Source organism: Halobellus sp. H-GB7, from assembly GCF_030848585.1.
Taxonomy (GTDB): domain Archaea; phylum Halobacteriota; class Halobacteria; order Halobacteriales; family Haloferacaceae; genus Haloquadratum; species Haloquadratum inordinatus.
The window spans coordinates 555974-570069 of the sequence record NZ_JAVDDW010000001.1 but is presented as its reverse complement, the minus strand read 5'-3'; the positions used below and the strand labels follow the sequence as shown (position 1 = coordinate 570069).

16 protein-coding genes are annotated in these 14096 nt (G+C 66.3%); 6 read left to right on the top strand and 10 right to left on the bottom strand.

All coding sequences use genetic code 11. The annotated features are described in order from the left end of the window. Positions 1-14: 14 nt before the first annotated feature. From RBH22_RS03070 to RBH22_RS03055, 4 genes are all read right to left on the bottom strand, one after another. Entirely contained in the window at positions 15-1166 is a 1152-nt protein-coding gene (locus RBH22_RS03070) for an acyl-CoA dehydrogenase (protein WP_121568274.1), read from the bottom strand. A gap of 76 nt (positions 1167-1242) precedes the next feature. Beyond that, positions 1243-2976: an AMP-binding protein gene (locus RBH22_RS03065; RefSeq protein ID WP_306676497.1), complete on the bottom strand. Its 1734-nt coding sequence runs from the start codon at positions 2974-2976 to the stop codon at positions 1243-1245. A gap of 61 nt (positions 2977-3037) precedes the next feature. Then, entirely contained in the window at positions 3038-3433 is a 396-nt protein-coding gene (mce, locus tag RBH22_RS03060) for a methylmalonyl-CoA epimerase (RefSeq protein WP_306676734.1), read from the bottom strand. 47 nt (positions 3434-3480) lie between these two features. Then, complete coding sequence (locus tag RBH22_RS03055) at positions 3481-5157, bottom strand: methylmalonyl-CoA mutase family protein (RefSeq protein WP_306676496.1); 1677 nt, start codon at positions 5155-5157, stop codon at positions 3481-3483. 110 nt (positions 5158-5267) lie between these two features. Here RBH22_RS03055 and RBH22_RS03050 point away from each other — a divergent pair, with 110 nt between their 5' ends. The 3 genes from RBH22_RS03050 (at position 5268) to RBH22_RS03040 (ending at position 6961) form a co-directional block, all read left to right on the top strand. Further along, complete coding sequence (locus tag RBH22_RS03050; RefSeq protein ID WP_306676495.1) at positions 5268-5747, top strand: pyridoxamine 5'-phosphate oxidase family protein; 480 nt, start codon at positions 5268-5270, stop codon at positions 5745-5747. Between the two features lie 99 nt (positions 5748-5846). Continuing rightward, positions 5847-6230 carry a nascent polypeptide-associated complex protein gene (locus RBH22_RS03045; protein ID WP_121568268.1) on the top strand — a complete coding sequence of 128 codons (384 nt, stop codon included), beginning with the start codon at positions 5847-5849 and terminating at the stop codon, positions 6228-6230. Next, the gene (locus RBH22_RS03040) at positions 6227-6961 is read left to right on the top strand and encodes a tRNA (adenine-N1)-methyltransferase (protein ID WP_306676494.1); all 735 of its coding nucleotides are present in this window, start codon (positions 6227-6229) and stop codon (positions 6959-6961) included. The genes RBH22_RS03045 and RBH22_RS03040 overlap by 4 nt, the downstream gene beginning before the upstream one ends. A 24-nt stretch (positions 6962-6985) precedes the next feature. On the opposite strand, the gene RBH22_RS03035 is transcribed toward RBH22_RS03040, so the two are convergent. Both RBH22_RS03035 and RBH22_RS03030 read right to left on the bottom strand, forming a co-directional pair. Further along, positions 6986-7567, bottom strand: a complete 582-nt coding sequence (locus RBH22_RS03035; protein ID WP_306676492.1) for a hypothetical protein — start codon at positions 7565-7567, stop codon at positions 6986-6988. Between the two features lie 285 nt (positions 7568-7852). Then, positions 7853-8176: a transcription factor S gene (locus RBH22_RS03030; protein WP_121568266.1), complete on the bottom strand. Its 324-nt coding sequence runs from the start codon at positions 8174-8176 to the stop codon at positions 7853-7855. Positions 8177-8278: 102 nt separating this feature from the next. Between RBH22_RS03030 and RBH22_RS03025 the strand changes: the two genes are divergently transcribed. Further along, positions 8279-8800, top strand: coding sequence for a DUF5797 family protein (locus RBH22_RS03025; protein ID WP_256544807.1), 522 nt, complete (start codon positions 8279-8281; stop codon positions 8798-8800). 69 nt (positions 8801-8869) lie between these two features. On the opposite strand, the gene RBH22_RS03020 is transcribed toward RBH22_RS03025, so the two are convergent. Next, the gene (locus tag RBH22_RS03020; RefSeq protein ID WP_306676490.1) at positions 8870-9904 is read right to left on the bottom strand and encodes a DUF5787 family protein; all 1035 of its coding nucleotides are present in this window, start codon (positions 9902-9904) and stop codon (positions 8870-8872) included. Between the two features lie 18 nt (positions 9905-9922). Then, positions 9923-10384, bottom strand: coding sequence for a bis(5'-nucleosyl)-tetraphosphatase (locus tag RBH22_RS03015; RefSeq protein ID WP_256544804.1), 462 nt, complete (start codon positions 10382-10384; stop codon positions 9923-9925). A 186-nt stretch (positions 10385-10570) separates the two neighbouring features. Here RBH22_RS03015 and RBH22_RS03010 point away from each other — a divergent pair, with 186 nt between their 5' ends. Continuing rightward, positions 10571-10903, top strand: coding sequence for an uS10/mL48 family ribosomal protein (locus RBH22_RS03010; protein WP_121568262.1), 333 nt, complete (start codon positions 10571-10573; stop codon positions 10901-10903). 18 nt (positions 10904-10921) lie between these two features. Here RBH22_RS03010 and RBH22_RS03005 read toward each other — a convergent pair whose 3' ends face one another. Both RBH22_RS03005 and RBH22_RS03000 read right to left on the bottom strand, forming a co-directional pair. Beyond that, positions 10922-11185 carry a hypothetical protein gene (locus tag RBH22_RS03005; RefSeq protein ID WP_256288192.1) on the bottom strand — a complete coding sequence of 88 codons (264 nt, stop codon included), beginning with the start codon at positions 11183-11185 and terminating at the stop codon, positions 10922-10924. Beyond that, positions 11182-12702, bottom strand: coding sequence for a Na+/H+ antiporter NhaC family protein (locus RBH22_RS03000; protein ID WP_256544803.1), 1521 nt, complete (start codon positions 12700-12702; stop codon positions 11182-11184). The genes RBH22_RS03005 and RBH22_RS03000 overlap by 4 nt, the downstream gene beginning before the upstream one ends. Positions 12703-12815: 113 nt before the next feature. Here RBH22_RS03000 and RBH22_RS02995 point away from each other — a divergent pair, with 113 nt between their 5' ends. After that, positions 12816-14084, top strand: a complete 1269-nt coding sequence (locus RBH22_RS02995) for an amidohydrolase (protein WP_306676489.1) — start codon at positions 12816-12818, stop codon at positions 14082-14084. Positions 14085-14096: the final 12 nt, after the last annotated feature.

Sequence of the window (14096 nt, the reverse complement as noted above, 5' to 3'; positions counted from 1 at the left end):
CCTGCGCAAGCGCGTCAGATACTGCCCTGTCGGTAGATGAGGTTGCGCTGGATCTCGTTTGCCCCCTCGTAGATGACGGGAATGCGGACGTCGCGGTACACCCGCGAGATCGGGTACTCTTCGAGGACCGAGCGGCCGCCGTGGAGTTGCATCCCGCGCTCGGCACACTGCATCGCTACCTCTGTCGATTTGGTCTTCGTCGCCGCCGCCCAGAAGCCGGCGTCCTCGTTGGTTTCGACCTTGTGCGCCGCACGCCAGTTGAGCGTCCGCGCCGCCTCGAACTCCATCCGCATATCGGCGATGATGTGCTGGGTGGACTGGAACTCGGAGATGTTTCGCCCGAACGCCTCTCTGTCGTGGACGAACTTCCACGTCTCCTCGATGGCGCGTGCTGCGAGACCGATGCCGTGACCGCCGACGACGACGCGGCCGTGATTGAAGAAGTCCGCGAGGACGTAGAAGCCGCCGCCTTCGGTGCCGACGAGGTTCTCCTCGGGGATCTCGCAGTCGTCGAAGACGATGTGGCCCTGCTTGGAGGCGCGCATCCCCATCTTCTCGGGGATGTGCTCGGCCTCGTACCCGGGGGTGTCGGTCTCGACGATGAACATCGAGTAGTCCGAGTAGCGGTCGTCGCTGTCGTCCGTCTTCGCGTAGACGGTCAGCCAGTCGGCCTCCACGGCGTTCCCCACCCAGTACTTCTCGCCGTTCAGGACCCAGCCGTCGTCGGTTCGCTCGGCAGTGGTCGTCATCCCGGCCATATCCGATCCGGTCTGTGGCTCCGAGACGGCGAGTCCCGAGATCTGCTCGTTCGCTGCGACCGGTCTGAGGTACTCGTCTTTCTGTTCCTCGGACCCGTACTTCTCGACGATCTCACAGCCGAACGACGCGAGCATCAGCGTCAACGCGATACCGGCATCGGCCGCGTAGAACTCCTCGTTGATCGCGAGAATCTGTTCGAGGTCGAGACCACGGCCACCGTACTCCTCGCCGATGTCTTGGGCGACGAGACCGGCGTCCATTGCCGCTTCGAGGATCTCCCAGGGGTACTCCGCAGATCGGAAGTACTCCTCGGCGTTCGGACGGATATACTCGTCGGCGAACTCACGCGCCTCCTGTTTTACTTCGCGAGCGTGCTCGGGCACGACCGACTCGTCGAGAAGGTCCATAGGGGCCACTCGAATGCCACGAGCAAATAACTCTCGGAACTTTGAAAAACTTTAGATTCGTTTATAGTTCTCTGATTCAGTCGTCGGTGCCGGCGTCCGAGTCTGTGCGGTCATCTTTCGGCCTCGTCCCGGTGAGCCGCTCCCGGACGGCTTCTCGGTCCACCGTCCCCGAGACGGTCCGCGGAATCGCTTCGGTGACCACGATCACTTTCGGGAGTTTGAAGCCGGCCAGTCGGTCGCGAGCGAACCCGAGCAACTCGTCCCGGTCGATCGAGTCGCCTTCGGGGACGACCAGCGCCGAGACGCGTTCGCCCCACTCGGCGTCCGGCACGCCGACGACGGCCGCCTCACGCACGCTCGGGTGTGCGAGGAGAGCGTCGACGACTTCGCCGGGGTCGACGTTCTCGCCGCCGGTGACGATCCGGTCGTCGACGCGGTTCAGAACGGTGAGCGTCCCATACTCGTCGGCGACGCCGACGTCGCCGGTGTGGAACCCGAACTCCCCGAACGCTGCCTCGGTGGCGTCGCTGTCGCCGTAGTAGCCAGGTGTCACCGTCGGCCCGTCGACGACGAGTTCGCCGGGCTCTCCGGGTGGGAGCGGCGATCCCGCCTCGTCGACGACGGTGACGTCGGTCATAAAGAGCGGGCGACCGACGCTCTCGGGATTCTCGTACGCCGCGTTCGGGCGGGCCGTCGCGATCTGGGAGGCGGTTTCGGTCATTCCGTACGTCGGGTACACCGGGACGGAGTAGTCGCGGCAACGCTCGATCAGTTCCGGCGACGCGGGTGCGCCACCGAGAAGTACGACGCGGAGCGACTCCGTGAGCGTCCCCCGGCGGTCCAGCATCCGGCGGAGCATCGTCGGGACCAGCGAGACGGCGGTCGCATCGTATCGGTCCAGATCGTCTGCTGCCGCCCCGGCATCGAAGCCCGCTCGGAAGACGACCGTCATCCCGTACAGCGGCATTCTGAGAATCGGCGCGATCCCACCCATATGGTGCAACGAGAGCGTCACGAGCCACCGGTCGTCCGGGTCGAATCCCAGACGGAACGCCGATGCGACCGCGCTGGCTAGGAGATTCCCCGTCGTCAGCCGGACGGCCTTCGGATCGCCAGTAGTGCCGGACGTGAACAGGATGAGTTGGGTGTCCTCGAGCGACCATTCCGCGGGGGTCACAGACTCGGGCGTCACCGACGAGAGGGAGGTCACGGCGTCCGTGTTCGGTTCCTCGACGGTGACGACCGAGGCGGTGCGGTCACAGCCGGCACCGTCCTCGCCGCCGGGTACGTCGTCGAAGTCGGCCTCGCCGCTGCTTCCAGACTCGTCCTCACTACCGGTCTCGTCCTCACTACCGGTCTCGTCGTCGGAGTCGGTCTCGTCGTCGGAGTCGGTCTCCTCGCCAGAATCGGTGGCTTCGCCATTACCCCCGTCAGTGTCGGCCGCTTCGCCAGCCACGCGCGAGAGAGCGTGTACAACCGTCGTTTCGGTCGCGTCGCCGCAGACGATTGTCGACACGTCCGCCGTTTCGATCTGCCCGGCCAGCTCGCGGGCGGTCAGTTCGTCACCCATCGGAACGAGCGTGACGCCGAGTCGCATCGCGGCGTGGACGAGACAGACGTATTCGAGTCGAGGGTCCAGCACGACGCCGACGTGTGCGCCGCGTTCGACGCCCGTCGCGGCGAGTCGGCCGGCGAGGTCGTCGACGAGCGCATCGAGGTTCGCGAACGTGTAGACGTCGCCCGTCGCTGCAGTCACGAGAGCGTCGCCCTCCGGTTCGATCCGAACCCGGTGAGAGAGCCAATCGCGCATCCTACGCGTGTGGACGTGACGGGCCGCCTAATACTGTCGGCTCCTCCGGCGGCCCCGACCGCTACGCCCCGTCGCCGTGTTCGACGTACTCAACGAGGACGCCCCCGGTCGACTTCGGGTGCAGGAACGCTACCTCGTGGCCCCACGCGCCCGGTCGCGGCTCCTCGTCGACGAGGTCGACGCCGGCGTCGCGGGCGCGTGCGAGCGCCGCGTCGATGTCTTCGGTCCGGAGTGCGACGTGGTGAATGCCCGGACCGTGGCTGTCGAGGTAGCGCGCGATCGTGCCGTCTTCGAGCGGTTCGAGCAACTCGAAGTAGCCGCCGTCGAGTTCGAGAAACCGGGCGATCATCCCGTCGAACGTCTCCTCGTGGACGATCGAGGCCTCGAAGAGCGTCTCGAAGGTCGCTGCCAGTTCTTCCCCGTCGGTCGTCGCCACGCCCAGGTGGTCGAAAGCCATCGGCATAGGGGGACGGTAGCGCGACGCGGAGATAAAATCCGCTGCCGCTATCGCGCGGGACGGTACTCGCCGAATACCTCGCGGAGCGCGTTCGATATCTCGCCGACCGTCGCGTAGGCTTTCACGGCGTCGACGATGGGCAGCACGAGGTTTTCGTCGCCCGCGGCGGCCTCCCGAACAGTCGCGAGCGCCGCTTCGACGGCTTCCTCGTCCCGCTCGTCTTTCACTGCCTCCAATCGTTCTCGTTGCCGCGTTTCGTCCGCCTCGTCGACGTCTTCGACGTCGACCTCCGGTTCTTCGTCGACCTGGTACTCGTTGACCCCGACGACGATCCGCTCGCCCGATTCGATCTCCTGCTGGCGTTCGAAGGCGACGTCTTGGATCTGTCGCTGTACCCACCCGGACTTCACCGCCTCGAGCATCCCGCCGCGGCTGTCGACCTCCTCGAGGATCTCGAACGCCTCGGCTTCGATCTCGTCGGTGAGCGACTCGATCGCGTAGCTCCCGCCGAGCGGATCGATCGTGTCCGCGACGCCCGACTCGTGCGCGAGGATCTGCTGCGTCCGAAGCGCCGTCCGCACGGACTGCTCGGTCGGCAGCGACAGCGCCTCGTCTTTCCCGTTCGTGTGGAGGCTCTGGGCGCCGCCGAGGACGGCCGCCATCGCCTGATAGGCGACGCGGACCACGTTGTTCTCGACCTGCTGGGCGGTGAGGGTCGACCCGCCGGTCTGGGCGTGGAACTTCAACTGCTTCGATTTGGGGTCGTCCGCGTCGAATCGCTCGTCCATTATTTTCGCCCACATTCGCCGGGCAGCCCGGAACTTCGCGACCTCTTCGAGGACGTTGTTGTGGGCGTTGAAGAAGAACGAAAGCTGTGGGGCGAACTCGTCGACGTCGAGTCCGGCGTCGATGGCCGCTTCGACGTACTCGATGCCGTCGCCGAGCGTGAACGCGATCTCTTGTGCCGCCGTCGACCCCGCCTCCCGGATGTGGTACCCCGAGATCGAGATAGTGTTGAAGTTCGGCACCTCGCTCGCGCAGAACTCGAAAAGGTCGGTGATGAGCCGCATCGACGGCTCCGGCGGGTAGATGTAGAGATTGCGCGCGATGTACTCTTTGAGAATGTCGTTCTGTATCGTGCCACGGAGTTTATCTCGGGGGACGCCCTGTTGATCGCCGATCGCGACGTACATCGCGAGCAACACCGCTGCGGGGGCGTTAATCGTCATCGACGTCGAGACTTCGTCCAGCGGGATGTCGTCGAAGACGACTTCCATATCCCGGAGGCTGTCGATCGCGACGCCCGCCTTACCGACTTCGCCCGCCGCCATCCCGGCGTCAGAGTCGTAGCCCTTCTGCGTCGGGAGGTCGAACGCCATCGACAGCCCGGAGGAACCCTGGTCGATGAGGTAACGGAAACGCTCGTTGGTCTCCGCGGCGGTTCCCATCCCGGCGTACTGCCGCATCGTCCAGAGCCGGCCGCGGTGCATCGTCGGGTAGACCCCGCGCGTGTAGGGCTCCTCGCCCGGGAATCCGAGGTCGGCGTCGTGGTCGAGGTCAGTCACGTCCTCGGGGGTGTAGAGCCGTTCGACCGTCTGCCCGCCGGTGTCAGTGGTGAACGTCTCCCGTCGCTCCCCGAAGCGTTCCAGCGTCGGTGAGAGCGTCTCGGCCTCCCACTCGCGTTTTGCCTCCCGGATCGTCGCGAGGTCGTCGGGGTCGAACATACTCCAGTGTGGGGTTCCGACCGGTATTGAAACTGTCCGACGGTCGGGGTCGTGGGGATTGTCGCTCCAAAGGGAACAAGGCCATTACGGACGCCGACAAACGGCGTGCTATGAGCGACGACGTTGCCGACGACGTGACCCCCGGACGGGTACGTGGCGGGCAGATGACCGACGCGGAGATCGACGCCTACCTCGAAAGACAGGGGACAGGCGTCCTCTCTTTGGCCGACGGGAACCGAGCCTACGCGGTCCCCATCTCCTTCGGCTACGAGTCCGGGCGCGCCGTCTTCGCCTACTGGCAGTTCCGTCCCGACAGCACCAAACTCGCGTTCACCGAGACGACAGAGCGCGCGTGCCTGGCAGTGTACGATTTCAACGCACAGACCGACTGGCGGAGCGTGCTCGCGTTCGGCCCGCTGCGGGAACTCGGAACCGACGAGTGGGCCGAGATCGGCGAACTGATGGACGAAAACGCCTGGTCACCGGATTTGACCGGCGTCGGACGCCGACAACTCTCCATCGTCGGCTTCGAGATGCCGATCGAGGAAGTGACCGGGCTCAAGCGCGAACCCGACGCGGCGAGCGAGTGAGCGTTCGCCGTCCGGTCGAATCGACAGGGCGACGGAGACCCACCTGAACGGCACGGTTCGCCACGCTTTTGCTACCGGCCGCCTACGCTTCGACCAACTATGTTCGGCGGAGGCGGTATGAACCCACGGAAGATGCAGCAGATGATGGAACAGATGGGCATCGACGTCACCGAACTCGATGCCGAGGAGGTCGTCATCAAGACGGCCGACGAGGAACTCGTCTTCTCGGACGCGCAGGTCACCCGGATGGACGCGCAGGGCCAGCAGACCTACCAGATCGTCGGCGAGCCCGAATCCCGGGAGCGCGGGGCCGACGAGAGCGAGACCGCAGAACTCGAAGGCGGCGACGCCGAGTCCGGCGGCATCCCCGACGAGGACGTCGCACTCGTCGCAGAGCGCGCCGGCGTCGACGCAGACACGGCGCGTGAGACGCTCGAAGCGACCGACGGCGACCTCGCGGCCGCCATCGCCCAGCTGGAGTGAGTTTCCTCCTCGTCCACGACGACCGCGAGTACCTCCGCGCCCCGGGCGACGAACTCCAGACGGACCTCGGCGTGCTCGACGTCCCCGAAGACGTCGAACCCGGCGACGTCCTGGAGACGCATCTCGGCGAGGAGTTCGTGGTCCGTCGACTGCGCGGGCCGGATCTGTTCAATCACTTCGAGCGCACGGGCGCGCCGATGCTCCCGCGCGACATCGGCCTCGTGGTCGGTCACACGGGCGTCGCGGCCGGCGACCGCGTGCTGGACGCCGGAACGGGAACGGGCGTACTGTCGGCGTATCTGGGCCGGCTGCACGCGGACGTCGTGACCTACGAGGTCGACGCCGAGTTCGCCGACGTCGCGCGCGAGAATATGCGACTCGCCGGCGTCGACGACCGCGTCGACGTCCGCACGGGAGACCTCACGGAACACCTCGACGCCGTCGCCGAGGACGGCCCCTTCGACGTGATCACGCTCGACACCGGCGACGCGCCCGCGGTCGTCGAGCGTGCGCCCGACCTCCTCGCGGACGGCGGTCACGTCGCCGTCTACTCGCCGTTCGTCGAGAACAGTCGCGAGACCGTCCAGGCGGCCCGCGAAGTGGGGCTCCGCGACGTCGACACCTTCGAGACGATCCAACGCGAGATGGACTTCGGCGAGCGCGGCTCGCGACCCTCGACGGCGGGCGTCGGCCACACCGGCTATCTGACGTTCGCGCGAAACGAGCGCTGAGCAGGGTCGGCACGGCCAACGCGCTCACTCGATCGAACGCAACATTCCGAACAGTTCTTCGCGAGCGCGCTCGGGATCGAACGTCTCCGGCTCCGGAACCGTAAGCGGGTACGCGCCACCGCCGAGGAGGTACTCCTCGCCGGCTGGCCACGCGGCGAAGTACGCCTCCACGGGGCGATTGCGGCCGTCGACGCGCACCTGCGCGCGGAACCGCGTCGCCTCTACTTCCGTGTGGTCCACGTCGATCCGGTGCGTGTCGGCGCGGTCGACGCCGGAGAAGCCACGTTCTTCGAGCACCTCGACGAACTTCGACGTCGCACGGTCCCTGACGAGGCGCGTGAGCGACTTCGACGGCGAGGTGGTGGGCGAGATGCGGAGCCGACTGGCAAAGACGAACCGCCACGTCGTCCCGCGATCGACACCTGTCGCCGCTTCCAGCCGCTCTCGCAACTCGACGTCCTCGTAGATCTGAGTGTGGGCCTCGATTCGGACCACGCGCACGTCGAACGGCGCCGTCACCTCTTCGGAGACCAGCCGCCAGCCATCGGGGACGTCGATGCTCGGCGGCGCGATCTCGTCGGTCACGGGCACTCGTTCGGGCGCCACCGACTTAATTCGCAGCGACGGGCGGGGTCGAGGGGTCACAGCGAAGACGGCATATCCACTCGGTGGGGCACGCGTCACCGGAAAAACCGCCGTAGTATGCGAACGATGCGACAGCGACGGCTCATACTGTCGGATAGAACGATGTGAAAAGTATCGGCACCCGGTGGGTGCCAACATATAGTAGCGTTTGCAAGTCTTCACGCACCTAATCGCACGCGGTCGTGCGATTGGCTGTGTAATCAGTTGCAAACGCTACTATAATTCACGAACTGCTGTCCGACAGTATCAGTGGTCGTCTTCGCGCCACTTGTGGCCGCACTCGGTACAGGTGAAGAACCGGGTCTCGGATTCGTCGGCCGAACGGATCTGCTTCATCTCATAGCGCGCGCGGTCGTTTCCACACTCCGGACAGATGACCGTCGTCGTCGGTCCGATCTCCGCGTCGTCGACGTCGGACATATCGACCACCTCGCTCTCCTCGCGGGCGGCCGTCGAGGTCATATGCTCTTCGTCGGCCGTATCGCGGGGTTTCTCGTACCCGCAGTTTCCGCAGACCCAGACGTCGTCCTCGGTCTTCATCATCGAGCCGCATTCGTCGCAGAACTCCATCTTACCCCGACTCAGACGCTTCGGAGACTTAAGCGGCCGGGATCGGTGCGACCGCGTGTCGGATGTTGAAACGTCTTAATACCACAGTGCGAAAAGCCGTGTGTGACAGATAATCGAGCCCTCTCCGAGCAGGCGAAAGAACGGCTCGCCGACGTCGTCCGCCTGCAGCCGACGAAAAACAAAGAACTCCAAGACCAGTGGGGGATGGAATCCGGCAGCGAGGTCCACCAGTACCTCGAAGGCGAACTGAAGGACTACTACTACCGGGACGACAACAGCCTCATTCGCGCGACGGCCGAGGCCGCGGAGTTAGTCGACGTCGAGCCCGGCGTCGAGGGCGACGGCGACGACGAGGGCGGCGTCCCCTCCGTGATTCGCGTCCCGGCGCTCGAGTCGCAGGTATTCCAGGTCGTCGCCGGCCCCGACGAGCGCTCCGAGAGCGTCGTGAGCGTGTTGAACAAAGTCCGCGACGACTTCGACGTCGACCCGCCGGTCGAGGACGTCCGCCGGGCGCTCCAGAGCCTCCGTCGGAAGGGCGTCGTCGAAGTGATCTATCGGACGGTGCCGACGTTCAGGCTGGCCGCGCCACGCGACGACATCGACGTCGAAGTAGCCGATTCGTAGTCCGAGTATCGGGCGTGCTCACTCCGCCGGGGTTCTCGTTTCTGACGGAGGCGCACTCCGGCGGTTTTCTCATTCGCGGTCGTGTTCTCGCGCGCGGATCCACGCGCGCCGGTCGTCGAGGAGCCGTTTGATCCCCTTTCCGGGACCGCCCTCGATGGGCCACCCGCGAGTGCGCCACGTCGGCGGTTCGGGCTCGAACTCCGGGCACGACCCCGCACACTCCGCGGCGGTCTGTGAGCGCTCCTTCGCAGCGCAGTGCGGCACGAGCGCGCGGTCGAACCGGCGGAGTTCGAAGTGGCGGCAGTCGGGCCGCATCGTCTCGTGATACGACCGCCAGCCGCGGCCGTACGCGCGCTCGGCGAGTTCGAGCCGCCGTCGCTGCCGCTCGTCGTCGCCGTCGGCGGTGTCGGGAGTCACCTCGCTCGGATACCACTCGACGTTCGCAGCGGTGCGCCGACTGGCGTCTGCGGACTGTCCCGCGGCTTCGCTGTCGTCGTCGCCGTCGAACGAGACCGCCAAAATCCCCACGTCGACCGGAAGGTCTTCGAGCAGCGCCGGTTCGATGCGGCTGTCTGTCGCCTCGGTCGCGACCCAGACCTCGTCGGCGAGCGCTGTCTCGACGTCGTGTTCGAGTTGCGCAGAGAGCGCGCGGGCCGCCGAGGCGTCGAGGTCGGGCTTGTTCTCGACGGCGACGATCCGGCGGAGCCAATCGGGGTACGGCGCGATCCGTCGGATCTCGATTCGGTTGCTCCGGCGGCGCGTCTCGACGACGCCGCGGTCGGCCGCGCGGTGCACCGCTGCGCGGACGTAGCGCCAGGGGTAGCCCGGGTCCGGCAAGGCGTCGCGGTACCACGTCCACTCGGCCGGGGCGTTGCGGACGACGTGCAGGAGATCCGAGTCGAGTTCGCGCTTGCCGAACTGCGCGCGGGCGGCCAATCCGTCCGGATCGCACTCTAAGACGACGGTGTCCCAGCGGCGCTCCCGCGTTCCGAGCTGTCGGGCGACGACGACGGCGTCCTCGCGTCGCTCCTCGGGCGGCCAGGCGGTCTCTGCCCAGCGGCAGACGAGCAACTCGAAGCCGAACTCGGCGGTGCCGGGGTACACGCGTCAGGCTCCGATCGCCTACGCGAGGTACTTGCCTTCGCCGGTCTCGCCGTTTTCGGCGGCGAGTTGGTCGAGGTACTCGTGTGCCTGCTCGAAGATCTCGCGGGGGCCGTCCTGTGTGATCGTGTTGGTCGCCTGCTCGTAGTCGCGCCACTGCAGGTCGCGGTGTTCGTTCGAGAGCTCCGCGCTCGCCTCGAACGAGCGGGCGATGAACAGGTGGACGGTCTTGTGGATCGTCTTCCCGTTCGCCTCGAAGACGTAGTCGTACTCCTCGCGGAATCCGTCGATAAGACGGAAATCTTCGATTCCGGCCTCCTCTTTCACTTCTCTGATGGCTGTCTGCTGGAGCTCCTCTTCCCCTTCGACCCCGCCTTTGGGGAACTCCCAGTCCCCCGGACGGCTCTTCAGGAGCAAATACTCCCGTTCGCCGCGGGTGTCGCGGAAGAGGATCGCTCCAGCGCTAACCGCTTCCACAGTCATTAGATGGATAAACCGGGTAGGGAGTTAAGAGGCTATCGGACGTTTGGACGGGTCCGCGCTCTCAGAGGGTCGACTCTGTCGGGGTCTTCGAGTCGCAGCGAAGGCTCGTTGGCGTTACTTCCGTCCTATGGATGTGTTTTTAGGGCTCGGTGACGACGTATCTTCTATCCCAGCGAGACCCCAGCTATGACCTTCGTCACAAAACTACACTTCCAGTCGGGGAACCGATACGAACTGGAATCGGAAGTTTCAGAACTCAAATCGATGCTCGAACGCAAAGGCGCGGAGTGTAAAGGCCCACACGCGGATCCGCCGGAAACCGTCGCCGTCCCGCAGTATCGATCGCTCCAACCGGGCGACGAGTTCTCCTCGTGGAGCTACACCGTCTACTCCCGAAAACTCGAGATCCACGGGAACGATCACATCGCCCGCGAGGTCGGCCATATGGACTTTCCCGAGAGCCTCCACGTCGAGATCGAAGTCGAACAGAAGAAGCCGCTCGGACACCTGCGGGACTGACTCCCTCCGTTCGCGACGTTACTCGCCGTCCTGGAGCACGTCGACGACGCGGGCGGTCCCGCGGTGTTGCCCCTCGTCGAACGATTCGATTTTGATCGTGACTTTCGCGTCCAAGAGCGCGGGGTCCGCGTCGGGCAGTACCAAGACGGTGTCGCCGACGCGGACGAGCAGTCCCGACTCGCTTTGGCCGGTGACGAACGCCGGGACTTCGTCGCCGACCTCGAAGGACGGCGTGGCAGTACGGAAGGTGAGGCCAGCGAGCACTTTCTCGAAGCGGCTCATACGCGACTCACCTCCTCGCTGGCGCGGTCGGAAACGTACTCACGGCCGTAGCCGGTCCACGCCGCGAGCAGGAAGACGGCGACGAGGAACCAGCCGTGGAAGACGAACGGCCAGACCGACGCGGGATTGACAACCATCGCCTGCGTGAACCACTCGTACTGCTCGGGGAGTCGCTGCATCGCCGAGTAGCCTGCGAGCAGACCGCCACCCCACGGGAAGATGTAGCCGAGCGCCGACGTGTTGGCGTCGAGGATGTTCGCGCGGCGGTAGCCGTTGATGTTGAAGCGACGCCCGAGCGTCTTGATGTACGGGGCGATCGCGATCTCGGCCGCGGTGTTGATCGTAATCATCGCGTTGACAAGCGCCGTGCCGAGCACCATCGTCGTCTCCGCGCGGCGGACCGTCGTCGCGACCCGTTCGAGGAGGAACTCCTGGATCGCCTCGAAGCCGCCGCCGCGCTGCATCACCTGCGCGGCCGCGACGATCAAGAGGACGAGCACGATGAGCGGGAAAAAGCCCGCTGCGCCCGTGTAGAGGCTGCCCGCGACGGCCGCGTCGCCGGGAGCCACGGGGACGACGAACGCCCCGATGAGGGGGAGCGCGTCGATCGACTGCACCAGCGCGGATTCTTGAGAGGCCTCGAAGGCGAGCATCGCAGACACCTCAGCGAGGCCGAACGCGAGGTTGAGAAACACCGAGAGGACGATACCCCACGAGATGGCCTCGACGATGTGACGGCCGCGGATCGCCGTCACGATCACGACGCCGATCGACGCGAGGTGGACGAGGCCGAGCGCGGTCCCGGCGCCACCCGCGCCAGCGACGTCGACGGGCGTCCCTTGCATCGTCTGGCCCGCCGCGAGGTACGCCGCGAACGCGAACACCGCGGCGACGATGGCGTACTTCAGCCGCGAAGCGACGACGCCGCCGATGTCGGCGTTCTGCGTCACGGCCGAGACGATCGTGGTGTCGCTCACGGGCGCGAGATTGTCGCCGAAGACGGCTCCCGAGAGGATCGCGCCGAACAGCAGCACCGGGTCGGCGCCGACCGCGACGCCCGCCGGGAAGACCAGCGCCGTGAACGCGATCGCCGTCCCGTAGCCGGTGCCGATCCCCGTCGCCAACAGCGCGGCGAGGAGGAACGTCAGCGCCGGGAACAGACCCGAACCGACCTGGACGGCGTCGGCCGCCCAGACGAGGCCGTCGACGAACCCGCCGACCTGGATGGTCTCGGCGAACATTCCGGCCCACAGCCACGCTACGATCGCTGTGGCGGCGACCCGTTGCGTCATTCCGTCGAAGAGGACGTCGGCGTAGGTCTTCCACGGACCCTTGACGAAGAACATTCCGACGACGAGCCCCACGAGGATTCCGACGATGAGACCGGTCGTATCGCCGATTCCGAGCAGTCCGCTCTGGAAGACGGCCCAGGCGATGAAAAACGCGATCGGGATCGCGCTTGCGGCCCGGCCGCCGTAGAAGCTCAACGTTCTGGATGCGTCGCTACTATCGCTCATCGACAGACCGGTTGCAGTCGTCCCCGATAAACGAACCGATCCGGACGGTACCAGAGAGACAGCAGGTGCTCGCCTCCGACGCGACTTTACCACCCGACGACGCAGAGACGAGTATGACTGCTGCCGACCTCGTGGAACTCCGGCGCGACCTGCATCGCCATCCAGAACCCGCCTGGCGGGAGTTCTACACGACCGCGCGGATCGTCGACGAACTCGAGACGCGCGGTCTGGACGCGATCTACGTCGGACCGGAGGTCCTCGCAGATGACCGCGTCGGCGTCCCGGACAGCGACGAACTCGACGCGTGGCACGAGCGTGCGCGCGAGGCGGGCGCTCGCGACGACATCCTCGACCGACTCGCCGGCGGCAACACGGGTGCGCTAGCAGTCGCAGAGCGGGGTGACGGACCGACGGTCGCGCTCCGCGTCGATATCGACGCGCTGCCGATCACCGAATCTCGGGGCGACGAGCACGCGCCCGCAGCGAGCGGGTTCCGATCGACGAACGAGGGGTATATGCACGCTTGCGGCCACGACGCCCACGCGACGATCGGCATCGGTGTCCTCGATGCCGTCCTCGACAGTGACTTCCAGGGCACGCTGAAGGTGTTCTTCCAGCCCGGCGAAGAGCGGATCGTCGGCGGCGAGCCGATGGCGAACTCGGGGCACCTCGACGACGTCGACTACCTGCTCGCCGTGCACATCGGCCTCGGTCACCCCTCCGGCGAGATCGTCGCGGGCATCGACGGCTTCCTCGCGGTCTCACAGTTCGAAGCGGAGTTCGAGGGAGCGCCGGCCCATGCCGGTATCGCGCCCGAGACGGGTCGGAACGCGATGCAATCGGCCGCGGCGGCGATCCAGAATCTCTACGGCATTCCACGGCACGCCGACGGCGCGACCCGCGTCAACGTCGGCGTCATCGAGGGCGGGACGGCGACGAACATCGTCCCCGAGCGCGTCGCCATCGAGGGCGAGGTGCGCGGCGACACCACCGAACTGATGGAGTATATGGACGAGAACGCTCGGCGCGTGCTCCGCTCGGCCGCAGAGATGCACGACTGCGAGGTCGACGTGACCACTGCGGGGCGTGCTCCGTCGACGGCGAGCGATCGGGGACTCGCCGCCGTCGTCGGCGACGTCGCCCGAACCACCGACGGAGTGACATCTGTTCTCGACTCGGACCACCTGGGCGGCAGTGAGGACGCGACGTATCTGATGCAGTACGTACAGGAACGCGGCGGAAAGGCGGCGTACGTCGGGGTCGGCACGGACCATCCGAGCGGCCACCACACCGATACCTTCGACGTCGACGAGGCGAGCATCGGCGTCGGGATCGACGTCCTCGCGAACGCGATCGTCGAGATCGGCAGGCGGCGGCCCTGAGCGGGCGCTGGG

What these genes read in the sequence shown, in the direction of transcription:
- RBH22_RS03070 (WP_121568274.1), bottom strand. Translation starts at nt 1,166, where the DNA reads ATGGACCTTCTCGACGAGTCGGTCGTGCCCGAGCACGCTCGCGAAGTA.
- RBH22_RS03065 (WP_306676497.1), bottom strand. Translation starts at nt 2,976, where the DNA reads ATGCGCGATTGGCTCTCTCACCGGGTTCGGATCGAACCGGAGGGCGAC.
- mce (WP_306676734.1), bottom strand. Translation starts at nt 3,433, where the DNA reads ATGGCTTTCGACCACCTGGGCGTGGCGACGACCGACGGGGAAGAACTG.
- RBH22_RS03055 (WP_306676496.1), bottom strand. Translation starts at nt 5,157, where the DNA reads ATGTTCGACCCCGACGACCTCGCGACGATCCGGGAGGCAAAACGCGAG.
- RBH22_RS03050 (WP_306676495.1), top strand. Translation starts at nt 5,268, where the DNA reads ATGAGCGACGACGTTGCCGACGACGTGACCCCCGGACGGGTACGTGGC.
- RBH22_RS03045 (WP_121568268.1), top strand. Translation starts at nt 5,847, where the DNA reads ATGTTCGGCGGAGGCGGTATGAACCCACGGAAGATGCAGCAGATGATG.
- RBH22_RS03030 (WP_121568266.1), bottom strand. Translation starts at nt 8,176, where the DNA reads ATGGAGTTCTGCGACGAATGCGGCTCGATGATGAAGACCGAGGACGAC.
- RBH22_RS03015 (WP_256544804.1), bottom strand. Translation starts at nt 10,384, where the DNA reads ATGACTGTGGAAGCGGTTAGCGCTGGAGCGATCCTCTTCCGCGACACC.
- RBH22_RS03010 (WP_121568262.1), top strand. Translation starts at nt 10,571, where the DNA reads ATGACCTTCGTCACAAAACTACACTTCCAGTCGGGGAACCGATACGAA.
- RBH22_RS03005 (WP_256288192.1), bottom strand. Translation starts at nt 11,185, where the DNA reads ATGAGCCGCTTCGAGAAAGTGCTCGCTGGCCTCACCTTCCGTACTGCC.
- RBH22_RS03000 (WP_256544803.1), bottom strand. Translation starts at nt 12,702, where the DNA reads ATGAGCGATAGTAGCGACGCATCCAGAACGTTGAGCTTCTACGGCGGC.
- RBH22_RS02995 (WP_306676489.1), top strand. Translation starts at nt 12,816, where the DNA reads ATGACTGCTGCCGACCTCGTGGAACTCCGGCGCGACCTGCATCGCCAT.